Below are 12,026 nucleotides of genomic sequence, written 5' to 3' on the forward strand. Positions count from 1 at the left end.
GGTGGTGCGATGCCGGTGATCAGTAGGTGAACCGCTGGATCTGGGTGCCGTTCGGAGCGTAGGTCCACCCGCTGCGGGTCGCGGGGTCCAGCTGGACCATGGGTGACACGCCCGGGAAGGCGCCCTGCGAGGTGTAGCGGAAGTTCTGGGCCGCCAGGGTCTTGAGGACCTTGCCGGTCGCCAGGTCGACCACGTCCAGCTGGCTCATGGAATTGGTGTCGGTCAGCACGCCGCCGGGCACCCCGAACACCACCTTCGCCTGGGGCGTCGGGTAGGCGACGACCGCCACCTGGTGCGCCTCGTCCACGGCCAGCGTCATCGGCCGCCCCTGGCGCTGCGACGCCGGGGACAGCGGGACGCTGAGCGTCTTCTCGTCCAGGCCCAGCAGCCGCGTGGTGCCCGGGAAGTTGACGCTGATCGAGCTGTACACCAGCGTCCAGGCGTCGCCGCCGGTCTGCGACGAGGCCAGGTGCACGCCGCACGCCGACCCGGCCTTGGACGGTGTGACCGTCCTGGCGTCCAGGTCCACGTTCGCCACGTCCCCGGCGCCGCCGCCGATACAGATCCCGCCGCCGCCGAGGTGGGCGACCTGCACGATGCCGGTGGCAACGTCCAGGTCGACGCCGTCGAACCAGAACTTGTCCTGCTTCAGCCCGGCGTCCAGGGCGATCGGCGCCGCGGCCGCGCCGGTGGCCATGTCGATCGGCAGCAGGGTGTCGGCGCCGCCGGGCATGGTCCAGGTCAGCAGCGCCGCCCGGTGCCGCCGGGCGTCCACGCGTCCGCCGAGCAGGACGTCCTGCGAGGGAGGCAGGGCGATCGGCGTGCCGATCTCCTTGCCGGTGGCCAGGCTCCACACTTCGAAGGTGACGGTGTCCGCGTCCTTCCAGTGCACGAGCGCGACGCTGTGCGCCTCGTCGTCGACCCCGATGACGCCGTACTGCGCCGTGTCGGCGGGGTCGGATGTCAGGATCATGCCGTAGTCACCGGTCGCCGGGTCGTAGTGCCGGACCGCCGTACCGGGCTCCCCGGCCACTGCGGCGGTCACCGCCACCGAGTCGGCACCGGCGATCGCGAAGTCGCCGATCCCCCCGCCGCCGGGCGCCAGGCCGTCGTCGATCTCCAGCCCCGAGGACGGGGAGGCCTGCCCCGCCGGATTCCCGGCCGCGTCCACCGGCACCACGCGCACGTTGTAGGTGACCGAGGTGCTCAGACCCAGCTTCAGCGCGTCCAGCTGCGCGGTCCCCTCCTTCCCGGGCAGCTTCTGGTAGACCACCGAGCCGGAGTCGAACCCGTCGTGGTCGCGGCCGGTGCCGTTCTGCGCGGTGAAGGTGTTCAGGGCGTTGTAGAGCGTCGGGCCCGGTGCGGAGATCTCCAGCATCGCGCCGCGCGCGCCGTGGACGTCGTCGACCGAGTACCGGACCGAGAACGCGGGGTGGGCGCGGGTTATCGTGGCCTGATGCCCCGGCCGCTGACCGACCGCCGCCAGGGTCGGGGCCGGGGCCCGCGTGTCGGCCGTGCCGCCGGCGATGCGGATCGGTGCGGACTCGCCGTAGACCGGGTTGGCGGCATTGGTGCCGTTCTGCACGATCGCGATGCCGTAGATCCCGCCGCCGGAGGTGAACGCCGAGGCCGGGATGGTGATGTCGCCGCCGGCCGCCGTGAGCGGCGTGGACCAGGCCTGGTTGAACAGCGGGGCGAGGGTCGGGTTCCAGTGCCCGACCGTCGACACCACCAGCGAGGGCTTGGCGACGCCGCGCACGCTGCTCAGGTCGTAGTGCACGGTGACGCTCTGGCCGGCGGCCGCGGTGGCCGGCGCGGTCGGGGCGGCGGCCTCGACGTTGGTGCCGTCGGAGGGTCCGAGCGTCAGGGTCTGAACGGTCGAGACCGGGGCGGCGCCGTGCTTGCGCACCGTGAAGGTGACCTGGACCGTGCGCGGGGCGGTCGAGGCGACCGGCAGTCCGGCCGCGGTGAGCAGCTGGGTCGGGGTGACCCGGATCGCCGGGGTGTCGGAGGTGAACGTCGTCGTACCGACGGTCAGCGAGTACGCGGCTTTGGTCCCGGCCCCGACGACGTCGGCGGCGAACGTGATCGGGCCGACCAGGCCCTCGCCGGTGGCGTAGCCGCGGCCGTTGAGCGGTCCGGCCAGGTCGATCGCGCCGGGGTCGGTGTATTCGACGAACGCGCCGCCGAAGTCGCCGAGCAGCTGCCGGTGCGCGATGCCGAGGCGCACGATCCGCGGGGCCGCGGCGTGGCCCTGAGCGTTGTCGGCGCCCTGGCCGTCGACGCCTTGGGTGTCAATGCCCTGGGTGTCAGTGCCCTGGGTGTCAATGCCCTGGGTGCCAGTGCCCTGGGTATCGCTCGCGCCGTCGGTCGTCCCGTCGCCGTGGACCCTCGGCAGCACCGACTCCACCGCCGCGGTCACGTCCAGCTGCGGTCCGACGTGCAGCTGCCGGTCGATCTGCCCGGGCGTCGGGACCGCGCGCGCCGTGCGGACCAGGGTGTCGCGGATCTGCGCGGGGGTCAGCTGCCGGCCGGCGAGCTTGGCGGCCTGGTCCAGCACGGCGGCGGCCGCGGCGGTCTCGGGCGCCGAAGCCGATGTGCCGCCGGTCAGCACGACGCCGACGGACTGCGCGGTGCCCCCGGCGTGGACGAAGGACGGGATGTTGTCGCTGGGCGCCGAGAGGTTGACGCGGTCGCCGAAGCCTGAGGAGAAGTCGCCGCCGCCGCTGATGCGGGTCTCGGCGACCACCGGCGTGCCGGACACCCCGCCGGCCAGGACGTCGTCGGTGGTGCTGCCGCCGACGGCGATGGCGCCGCTGTCCACGATGCGCGAGGGCGTCGTCGACAGTGCGTCGTCGTCGATGGACGTGGCCTGCTTCGCGTCATGCGCGAGGTCGGTCGGCGTGCTGCCGCCGTCCGGTCCGACCGCGGCCGGGGTGTACAGGCGGGTGCCGTCGTTGGCGGCGACGGTCACGGTGATGCCGTACTGCCGCACGATCGTCGCGATCGTGGACTGCAGGACCGGGTCGTCCTCCAGATAGCGTCCGGGGAAGCCGACGGTGTCGGTGCCGAAGCCGAGGGAGGCGTTGATGACGTCCGGCCGCGGGCTCTGCTTGGCGGCGGCCAGCAGCGCGGTGGCGATCTGGTCCATGGTCGGCGTCTGGGGGACGACCAGCCGGTAGGTGGCGCCGGGTGCGATGCCGAGCAGATCGGTGAACTGCGAGCCGGTGGCCTCAGGACGCTGCTTGTCGTGCGGCAGCGGCGCCATGACGCCGAAGTCGAGGAGGATCTCGCCGTTCTGGGCGTCCTGGCCCTCGGTGGAGCCCAGCGGGTCCAGCGTGCCGGCGGCGTCGGAGACGTAGGTGGGGATCAGCGGCATCGACGGCAGGTCGAGGTAGCGCTGGCCGTCCCTGACGACGGTGGTGGGGCCGTTGGCCTGGACGTAGTCGTCGGTCATCGAGGCGTCGGTGAGGTCGCCGACGCAGACGTTGGTGATGATCTCGCCGGCGCCGGGCAGCTGGTGGTAGCGGCTGCCGAGTTCGGAGTAGGCCGCGAGGGCGTCGACCCCGCCGGAGTTCAGGTAGCTCTGCAGGGAGGAGGTGATGCCGAAGTTGGCCGGGAGCGCGGCGGCATCGGCAGTGGGGGCCTTGGGCGCGGTGGTCCGTTGCGGAGTCTTCGCGACCGCGTCGGTCAGCGTCTTGGGCAGCGGAGTGGAGCCGGAGATCATGCTGCTGACATAGCGGTTCGGCGCGGCTTGCAGCACGCCGGGGACGGTGGCCAGCCGAGCCGCGGCGGCGACGGTGTCGGATGTGTCGAGCGTGGCCACGACGGTGTCGGGCGCCACCTGGCGCACCTTCTCGACCTTCACGCCCGGCAGCCCGGCCGGGCCGGCCGGCCCGGCCAGCACGGTGTCGGCCGGGACCGTGAGCCGCAGCACGACCTCGCCGGGGACGAGGCCGCCGTCGGGACGGGCGGCGGGCAGGCCGGTCCTCGGGTCCTGCGGCTGCCAGGTGTCGCCGAGCGCCGACTGGCCGGCGCTGCCGGGGAGGGTGAACGGCGTCGCCGCCGGCGCCTTGGCCGCGCGGGAGTCGGTCGCACCGGACGCGGCCTGCGCGCTGAAGCCGGTGCCGGCCGCCGCGACGGCCAGGGTGCCGGTGAAGGCGAACACCGCGACGGTGCGTATTCGCCGTATCGACTGGGGGCCTCTCATACGGTTCCTTACTCACGAACTGCAACGGGGGTGAGATCGAAATTGGCAGCCCCCTGCCAAAGGGCGCAAGATGGCCAGCGGGCGGGTTGTCGCCAGCTGGCGGTGATACGCCAGACCGGAAGCGAGGGAGGGCACGGTGTTCGAGGCACTCGGCCTGCCGGATCCGTGCGGCGAGGTCTACGCCGCACTCGTCGCGGCACCGCACGCGACCGCCGCGGAACTCGCCGAGTCCTGCGGCATACCGCGGCCCACGGCCACCGTCGCCCTCACGCGCCTGGTGCGCGCCGGGATGGCGGCGCGCACGCCGGGGCAGCCGCCCCACTACCTCGCCTCGGCGCCGGACGCCGCGATCGGCACGCTGATCGGCCGCCGCGAGGACGAGCTGCGGACGGTGCGCTCGGCGATGTTCGCGCTGATGGCGACGTACCGGGAGACGTCGCAGCGCACGCATCCGGCGCTCGCGGTCGAGGTGGTGCTGGGCCGGGAGGAGATCGGGCGGCGGGTCGCGCAGCTGCAGGCGGCCGCGCGCGAGCGGATCTACGGCTTCGACCGGCCGCCGTACGTCGAGCCGCCGGGCACGAACGAGGCGCTGGCGGAGCGGCAGATGCGCAAGGGCATCACCTACCGGGTGATCTACTCCCGCGAGGCGGTGGCCTGGCCGGGCCGCCTGGAGAACGACATCCGCTACTCGGTCGCGCTCGGCGAGCTGGCACGGGTCCGTCCCGAGGTGCCGATGAAGCTGCTGGTCGCCGACCGCCGCCAGGCCGTGATCCCGATGGCCGCGCCCGGTCAGGCGGTGGAGTCCGCGTACGTGATCCACCCGTCCTCGCTGCTGGACGCCCTCATCGCGCTGTTCGAGGCCGAATGGGACCGCGCGCTGCCGCTGGACACCCTGCGCGGCGCCGAGGGCGCCGACAGCACCGACAGCACCGACAGCACCGGGACCGACACCCCGCGCTCCCCCGCCCCAACCTCAACGCCCGACGACACCACCCGGCGCCTGCTGGTGCTGCTCGCCGCCGGCCTGACCGACGAGGGGATCTCGCGGGCACTGGGCTGGAGCTTCCGCACCACGCAGCGGCGTATGCAGGCCCTGATGCGCGAGTTCGGGGCGACGACTCGGTTCCAGGCCGGGGTCGCGGCGCGGGAACGGGGCTGGATCTGACGCCTAAAACATCGGCCGAGCGACTGTCGCTCCCGGCGGCGGACTGGAAGCATACGCCCCATGGACATCAGTGAGTCGCCGCTGGCCGAGGCCGGCCGTCGTTTCTTCAGCCCCGAGAACGCGAAGACGTGGATCGGGCTGTTGCGTCCCGGGTACCACCTGCGGGAGCAGCAGGCGGGCGAGCCGCTGGTCGCCTACCTGGGCGGCGAGCCGATGCTGCCGGGCGACGCGGAGTGGCCGGTGTGGGAGGGCCACGGCCCGTTGTCGTTCGTCGCGGCGTTCGACTGCGAGGAGGTGCCGCCGGGCCAGCTGGACATCCCGCTGCCGGAGGCCGGAATGCTGCTGTTCTTCTACTTCAACGGCGTCGGCGAGGACGCCGTGCAGTACCTGGACCCGGAGAGCATCCGCGGCGGCACGCGGGTCATCTACGTACCGGAGACCTCTGACGACGTCGCCCCGCGCAAGACCCCCGAAGGTCTGGAACCGTTCCCCCGGGTGATGCTGACCGGCGAGTTGATAGCGACCGCCCCGGACAACGAGAACGCGGCCCTGGTCGCGGCATTCGGCGACCCGTCGGGGGACCCGGCCGCCGACGACGACTACACGGAGTACCCGACCGTGGGCGACGCCGACGGCGACGGTTTCTACGACGCCCTGACCACGTTCCGCCGCGACCACTCCCCGCACCACCGGGTCGGCGGCCACTCACTGCCCAAGGCCGGCTCGGTCGAGAAGGAGGCCGCGCACGCGATGTTCCCGGGCGACGACGCCGCCGCCAAGCAGGCCCGTCGCGAGCTGCTCAAGGACCTGGTGATGCTGATCCAGATCGACAGCGACGCGCGCGCGGCGATGGAGTGGGGCGACACCGGGCGCTTGTACTGGCTCATCCGGCGCCAGGACCTGGAGGCCCGCGAATTCGACAAGGCCACGTTCACGTGGCAGAGCGAGTAGGGGCTCTGGTCCAGGGCCGGCCGACGTCGGGCGATCGCGGAGGAGTCGGTACTACTTCGCGATCGCCCTTCCGAGCCGGGCGGTGGGGGGCGTCAGCCCTCATCGATGATCAGTGGTATCAGCGGATGGGAAGCGGACCGGGTTCGAGCCCGGTCCGCGTAAGGGCATGGGTATGGGTCACCGTCCCATCGGCGGCCCGAGCTTCTCCCGCAGCAGCCGCTCGTGCAGTGCCACCAGCGCGTCGTAGCGGGTGATCACGTCGGCCAGGTCTCCGGGCTCGACGATGGACTCGTCGGCGGAGCGCTTGATCATGTCCGCCTGCTGCCGCAGCACCGCGTACTGCTCCGGCCGCGGAGCCTGCGCCATGATGTCCGCCAGCGCCTGCAGTTCGCGGATCATCACCGACGGCATGCCGCGGCTGGACTGCCGCACCTTCTCGAAGCCGCGCTGCACCAGGCGGTCATACGTCGCCTGGGTGCGGATCAGGCGCACGTAGCCGTCCTTGTCCCGGTGCACGACCTGCGGGTGCCAGCCCAGGGCGACCTCACGGAGACAGTCGCCGATCCAGTCGATGCAGGTCAGCGCGGTGAACGTGTCGTTGATCGCGGCGGACAGGGCCCGGGAGGCGATCTCCACGAGCTGGTCGATGCCGAACGAGATGTCCTGCGTCAGCGACCGGTACGGCCCGCTCAGGTGCGCGCGCCGCAGCGCCTCCGCCACCTGGGGCACGGCCTTCGGCGGGGTGACGGTGGCCAGGGTGCGGCCGGCCACCACGAAGTGGCCGGGACGGTACAGCAGGTGGATCACCGCGTCGGCCTCGGTGGCGATGCGGACCAGCTTGCGATGGGTGACGTACTGCAGGTAGCCGCTCTCGGAGGAGGTCACCTCGCCCTGCTCCTCGGCCATCGCCCGCAGGATCGCCTGGGGTGACGGCCCGGCCTCCGGGCCGCCCGGTGGTGGCGCGGTCTCGTCCGCGATCGCCTTCGACACGTCGGCGGCGATGGAGGCGATGACGTAGGGCAGCTGGATCTGGATGGCGATGTGGTGGATGAAGTAGATCAGGATCAGGACGTCGAGCAGGGCCAGGGCGAGCGCCAGGCTGATCGAGGCGTGGGGCACGAAGTCGCCGTGGCGGCCCGGCCCGATGGAGATCAGGACCAGTATGGCGTAGGTGAAGGTGGCCACGAAGGTGCCCAGCGTCCACTGGGTGCCGCGGTCGCGCATGAAGTTGCGCAGCATGCGGGGGCCGAGCTGGTTGGCGGCCAGCGTCAGGGCCACCAGGATCACCGAGAACACCACGCCGACGACGGTGATCAGGGCGGCGGCCAGCGCGGCCAGGATCTGGCGCGAAGCGTCGGCGGTCCCGCTGATCACCCAGGACGGCAGCTTGATCGTGCCGTTGTAGGCCGCCCGGTCCAGGGCGTTGAGGATCCAGAACAGCGCCCCGGCCGCCGCCACCTCCAGCGTCGGCACAAACCACAGGCTGGTGCGCAGCGCCTCGCGGCGCCACCCCTCGCGCAGCTCGACCTGCCTCATCGCTGCCCCTTGTCCCGGTCCGAGCGCACATGCGGCGGCCATTCTCCTCCGGAGCATGTCCCCGTGCGCGCGTCTGACGCCTGTCCTGGGCCATCCGGGTGGTGCCGACGCGCCGGACGGCACGCGTGGACCACGAGGCCGGCGGTCGCGCCCTGGCCGAGGCGTCTCGCCGCGGCGCCCGGATCTTCCACGTCAACCCCCTGATCGAGGCCGCGGCCACGCGGACCATCGTCCCGCACGAGTTCCTCCAGATGGCGCTCTCGCGAGCGGCTCAGACCAGCACCCTGAACATCCAGCCCCGCATCGCCCCTCCGCGGACTGTGCACCGAGGCTCAACACCGAGGCCCAGCGGCGTCTCGCCGAGGACGTCGAGCGGGGCGTCCGCCTCACGCTACGGTACGAGTTCTCAGACGCCTTCCTGACGCGCCTTCTCGTCGCGATGGAGCAGCGATCGTGGCCTTACCTGCTACTCGTGCTGGACCTGGAGATGTGCCGCCTGCTCGGGGTTCGGCGGACCGATTGCGCGAGATCAAGGCGCACGGCTTCCCGGACACCTCGGCGATTCCCTCGCCCTGTCTGGAGACGGGAGCCCGGGTGCTGGTCGTGCCGGACGGGATGCTCGAACTGATGGGCGGTGTGGCTGCCGGTGTGGCTGCCGGTGTGGCTGCCGTACTGCGGTGTTGCGGTACTGCCGTACTGCGCTACCGAGAGCGTCCGCGCCTTCGCCGCTACGCTCCCAGCGCCTCCAGCATGTCGGCCGCGATCTGCGCCGAGGACTGCGGATTCTGCCCGGTGTGCAGATTGCGGTCCGTCTCGGTGTGCGACTGGAACGGCGGCCCCTTCACGAAGTCGGCGCCGAGCCCGACCAACTCGTCCTGCAGCAGGTAGCGCATGTTGCCGGCCAGCCCGCCCTGCTCCTCCTCCTCGTCGGTGAAGCCGGTGAGCCGATAGCCGGCGACGACCGGAGTTCCGTCCGGGCGCCGGGCGGCGAGCAGGGCGGCCGGGCCGTGACACACCGCTCCCACCGGCTTGCCGGCGGCCAGGGCGGCGGCGATCATGTCGCCGGACACCTTGTCGGTGGCCAGATCCTCCATCGGGGCGTGCCCGCCGGGGACGAAGACCGCCTCGTATCCGTCGACCTCGACGTCGTCCAGCACCAGCGGGTTCTGCAGGTCGAGGATGCTTTGCAGGTCGGCGTCCTGGTGCGCGGACAGGCTCCGCGGATCCGGCTGCGGCGCCAGCCCCACCGGCGTCGCGAACTCGACGTCGTACCCGGCGTCCGTGAACGCGTGATACGGCACGAGCAGTTCCTCGGCCCAGTAGCCCGTCGTGTGGAGGCTGCCGTCCTTCATGGTCAGCTGGTGCGCGCGGCTGACGATGAACAGCACCCGGGGCCGGGCGGCAGCGGCGGTCTGGTCGGACATGGCGTGACTCAACTCCCTGCTGGCTCCGCTAGCGATCTCCCAGCCAGACTCGCAGGCCGGGTGGCGCGGGCAACCCCACGGCGCCGTCCGCGTGACACGCTTACGCCGCTCCGACCGCGAGCAGGCCATCCTCTTCTGGGGCGCCTCACCGGCCGCCTTCGCAATCTCCCCTCATCACCTCAAGCCGTGACATCGGCTGATTCCGACCGGACGCACACTCGGCCTGAATCAGAGTTCTGATTAGAGCCCGGGCCACACCGGCCGGGGCCCGCCCCAGAGGGAGAATCCATGCGTCCACACCCCCGGCTCCGCCTACCCGCCGCCCTGGCGGGCTGCGCGCTGACCACCGTCGGCCTGGCCGCCGCCGGCGCCGCCCAGGCCCAGGCCGCCACCGCCCCGCTGGCCTTCACGTCGCACGTCTGCGAGGGCCAGGGCGCCAGCGTGGTCCGAGATCTCCGCGCGCCGCGCCACCAACAAGGCGGACTCGGCGACGGTCACCATCACCGACACGGCCGGATCGCAGATCCAGGCGACCATGAACTTCTCCTGCTACGGCGGCCCGCCGCGTTGATCTCGCTGGCCCGCACCGACTGCTCGACCTGAGACGCACGTAAGCGGGCCGGCCCCCAGCAGCCGGCCCCCTCACGTGCGTCTCCGCCCTCCTGCCCGCCCTACAGCGTGTCGTCGCCGTCGTCCTCGGTCGGCAGCGGGTATTCGGTCGCGGTGGCGCTCTGCGGCGCGGACCGGACCCGGTCCGCCACCGCCAGGGCGAGCCAGGCCTCGACGAACGGCCAGGGACGAGTGGTACCGACGCCGGTGGCGGGGCCGGCGTCGGCACCGGAGCCGGGCGCGAACACGCTGCGGTGCGCAGCACGTCCTGCCTCCCGGCTGATCAGGGGCGGGGTGTGGCAGTCGGTCACCGTCAGCATCGGTGCGGCCGCCGCGCCCTCAGCCCAGCACCGGGAACAGGTCCCCGGACGCCGGCTCCGGCGCCGGAGCGGCGAATCCCGCCAGCGCCATCGCTTTCACGCCGGCTCCGGGGCGCCGGGCCGGGTTCGCCGAGTGGGGCTCGGCGAACACTGTGACCTCGGTGACCTCGGTGACCTCGGTGACCTCGGCGTTCGACTTCTGCGGCGACGGAGGAACGGGGTCCTCGGCGACCTCGGACCGTGAATCATTCATCTCAGACTCCAAACACGATCAGCAACACAGGCATACTAGCTGAGATGAATGACGCAGCGGAGAGTGCGGAGCAGAGCTCTTCCACTCCAGAGGCCGGCGTGGTCGCCGCGAGGTTCGGAGCCGACCGCGCCCGGATCGTCGCCGAGCTGTTCGCCGGCCGGGACCCGGGGCCGCCGGCCGCGATCGAGCCGATGGAGACCCCGCGGCACCAAGGCGGACGGGCGGCGATGGTGGTCCGCTTCGCCGACACCGACGACACCGTGGTCCACACGCCACGCCCGATGCAGTCCGCTCAGTTGTATGCCAGGCTGCTGGCCTGGCTCGAAGCCCGCTGCCCCGGCCTGGCGCCGGAGCCTGTTCCGACCCTGGCGCTCGACGGCTACGGCTGGTCGCGGTTCGTCGCGCCCCCACCGCACCCCGCGCCGGAGGAGGCCCGGCTGGTCCACCGCCGCGAAGGCGCCCGCCTCGCCCTCCTCTACGCCGCGAACGCGACCGACGTCGAGACGCTGCTGCACCCGGCGATCCGCCCGGCCGTGCTCGCCGGGCACGATCCGGCCGTGGCCGCTCAGGAGCGGTCGGTGTTCAAGGCGCTGATCCCCGGCGAGGCGGCGGCCCCCGACTCCGCGGACCACCTCGACGACCTGCTGCGCGGGTTCGCGACGGCGTATGACGCGGTGTGCCGGGACGCGGAGGCGTTCTGCCAGGAGCTGACGGCGTCCTCCGAGATCGTGACGCGGTTCGTGGCGCGTCCTGCGAGCCGGTACCTCGACTTCCTGGCGAGCGGCACCGGCCTCGAAGCCGCCTTCGAAGGCGCCGAACCGCTCCTCGACCACGAACTCCGCGACCTGGCCGACGGCGACCTCCCGATCTTCTTCACCCGCCCCTCCTCCCGCACGGTCTGGACGAGCCGCGGCGAGCGCCTCGACGCGGCGGTCCCCGTCTCCGGCCTGGACTCCGCGATCGCGAAGGTCCGCGGCATGGGCCCCGACGACCGCCGCCGTCAGGAGTGGATGATCGAGGCCGCCTTCGCCACCCGCACCGGGACCGTGCGGCACTGGTGCCTGGCGACCGGCTCGGCGGTGGACGCGGGGGTTCCCGATCCGCAGCGCGCGCTCGACCAAGCGACGGCGGTAGCGCGGGAACTCAGCGCGCTGGCGTACCGGGACCACGGGCGCGTGAACTGGCTGGGCCTGGAGCCGTTGGAGAACGGTCAGTGGACCATCCTGCCCACCGGGCTCGGCCTGAGCCACGGTCACAGCGGCATCGCGCTGTTCCTGGCGCAGCTCGGCACGCTCACCGGCCGCCCGGAGTGGCTGGACCTCGCCGCGGACGCGCTGACGTCGGCCCCGGCCCTGGTCACCGCGCTGGCCGAGCGCCCCGGGCACCTGGCGGCGATCGGCGGCGGCTTCACCGGCATGGGCGGCGTCGCCTACGCGCTCGGCCGGCTCGGCGCGCTGCTGGACCGCGCGGACCTGCTGGACGCCGCCGGCCTGGCGAGCGACCTCGCGGCGCGCGCCACCGCCCCCCCCCCCCCCCCCCCCCCCCCCCCCCCCCCCGT

The 12,026-nt window shown here is 72.7% G+C and carries 9 protein-coding genes; 3 read left to right on the forward strand and 6 right to left on the reverse strand.

Annotated features, from left to right (window positions below):
* Nucleotides 1–19: 19 nt before the first annotated feature.
* The gene (locus tag ABD466_RS13345) at nt 20–4,210 is read right to left on the reverse strand and encodes a peptidase S8 (protein ID WP_344657314.1); all 4,191 of its coding nucleotides are present in this window, start codon (nt 4,208–4,210) and stop codon (nt 20–22) included.
* A 136-nt stretch (nt 4,211–4,346) separates the two neighbouring features.
* Between ABD466_RS13345 and ABD466_RS13350 the strand changes: the two genes are divergently transcribed.
* Nucleotides 4,347–5,375, forward strand: a complete 1,029-nt coding sequence (locus tag ABD466_RS13350; RefSeq protein ID WP_344657315.1) for a helix-turn-helix domain-containing protein — start codon at nt 4,347–4,349, stop codon at nt 5,373–5,375.
* Nucleotides 5,376–5,435: 60 nt separating this feature from the next.
* A complete protein-coding gene (locus tag ABD466_RS13355; RefSeq protein ID WP_344657316.1) occupies nt 5,436–6,326 on the forward strand; it encodes a YwqG family protein in 891 nt (296 codons plus the stop codon).
* A gap of 177 nt (nt 6,327–6,503) precedes the next feature.
* On the opposite strand, the gene ABD466_RS13360 is transcribed toward ABD466_RS13355, so the two are convergent.
* The 5 genes from ABD466_RS13360 to ABD466_RS13380 all read right to left on the reverse strand — a co-directional run bounded on the left by ABD466_RS13360 (nt 6,504) and on the right by ABD466_RS13380 (nt 10,468).
* Nucleotides 6,504–7,862, reverse strand: a complete 1,359-nt coding sequence (locus ABD466_RS13360) for a DUF2254 domain-containing protein (protein WP_344657317.1) — start codon at nt 7,860–7,862, stop codon at nt 6,504–6,506.
* A gap of 728 nt (nt 7,863–8,590) precedes the next feature.
* Nucleotides 8,591–9,286: a type 1 glutamine amidotransferase domain-containing protein gene (locus ABD466_RS13365; RefSeq protein ID WP_344657318.1), complete on the reverse strand. Its 696-nt coding sequence runs from the start codon at nt 9,284–9,286 to the stop codon at nt 8,591–8,593.
* Nucleotides 9,287–9,598: 312 nt separating this feature from the next.
* Nucleotides 9,599–9,823: a hypothetical protein gene (locus tag ABD466_RS13370; RefSeq protein WP_344657319.1), complete on the reverse strand. Its 225-nt coding sequence runs from the start codon at nt 9,821–9,823 to the stop codon at nt 9,599–9,601.
* A 134-nt stretch (nt 9,824–9,957) separates the two neighbouring features.
* Nucleotides 9,958–10,215: a hypothetical protein gene (locus tag ABD466_RS13375; protein WP_344657320.1), complete on the reverse strand. Its 258-nt coding sequence runs from the start codon at nt 10,213–10,215 to the stop codon at nt 9,958–9,960.
* 19 nt (nt 10,216–10,234) lie between these two features.
* The gene (locus ABD466_RS13380) at nt 10,235–10,468 is read right to left on the reverse strand and encodes a hypothetical protein (RefSeq protein ID WP_344657321.1); all 234 of its coding nucleotides are present in this window, start codon (nt 10,466–10,468) and stop codon (nt 10,235–10,237) included.
* A 44-nt stretch (nt 10,469–10,512) separates the two neighbouring features.
* On the opposite strand from ABD466_RS13380, the gene ABD466_RS13385 reads away from it, so the two are divergent.
* The coding region (locus tag ABD466_RS13385) for a DUF4135 domain-containing protein (RefSeq protein ID WP_344657322.1) at nt 10,513–12,026 on the forward strand (1,514 nt) is incomplete at its 3' end.

This window comes from Catenulispora subtropica, from assembly GCF_039531675.1.
Taxonomy (GTDB): domain Bacteria; phylum Actinomycetota; class Actinomycetes; order Streptomycetales; family Catenulisporaceae; genus Catenulispora; species Catenulispora subtropica.

What these genes read in the sequence shown, in the direction of transcription:
- ABD466_RS13360 (WP_344657317.1), bottom strand. Translation starts at nt 7,862, where the DNA reads ATGAGGCAGGTCGAGCTGCGCGAGGGGTGGCGCCGCGAGGCGCTGCGC.
- ABD466_RS13380 (WP_344657321.1), bottom strand. Translation starts at nt 10,468, where the DNA reads ATGAATGATTCACGGTCCGAGGTCGCCGAGGACCCCGTTCCTCCGTCG.
- ABD466_RS13375 (WP_344657320.1), bottom strand. Translation starts at nt 10,215, where the DNA reads ATGCTGACGGTGACCGACTGCCACACCCCGCCCCTGATCAGCCGGGAG.
- ABD466_RS13355 (WP_344657316.1), top strand. Translation starts at nt 5,436, where the DNA reads ATGGACATCAGTGAGTCGCCGCTGGCCGAGGCCGGCCGTCGTTTCTTC.
- ABD466_RS13370 (WP_344657319.1), bottom strand. Translation starts at nt 9,823, where the DNA reads ATGGTCGCCTGGATCTGCGATCCGGCCGTGTCGGTGATGGTGACCGTC.
- ABD466_RS13365 (WP_344657318.1), bottom strand. Translation starts at nt 9,286, where the DNA reads ATGTCCGACCAGACCGCCGCTGCCGCCCGGCCCCGGGTGCTGTTCATC.
- ABD466_RS13345 (WP_344657314.1), bottom strand. Translation starts at nt 4,210, where the DNA reads ATGAGAGGCCCCCAGTCGATACGGCGAATACGCACCGTCGCGGTGTTC.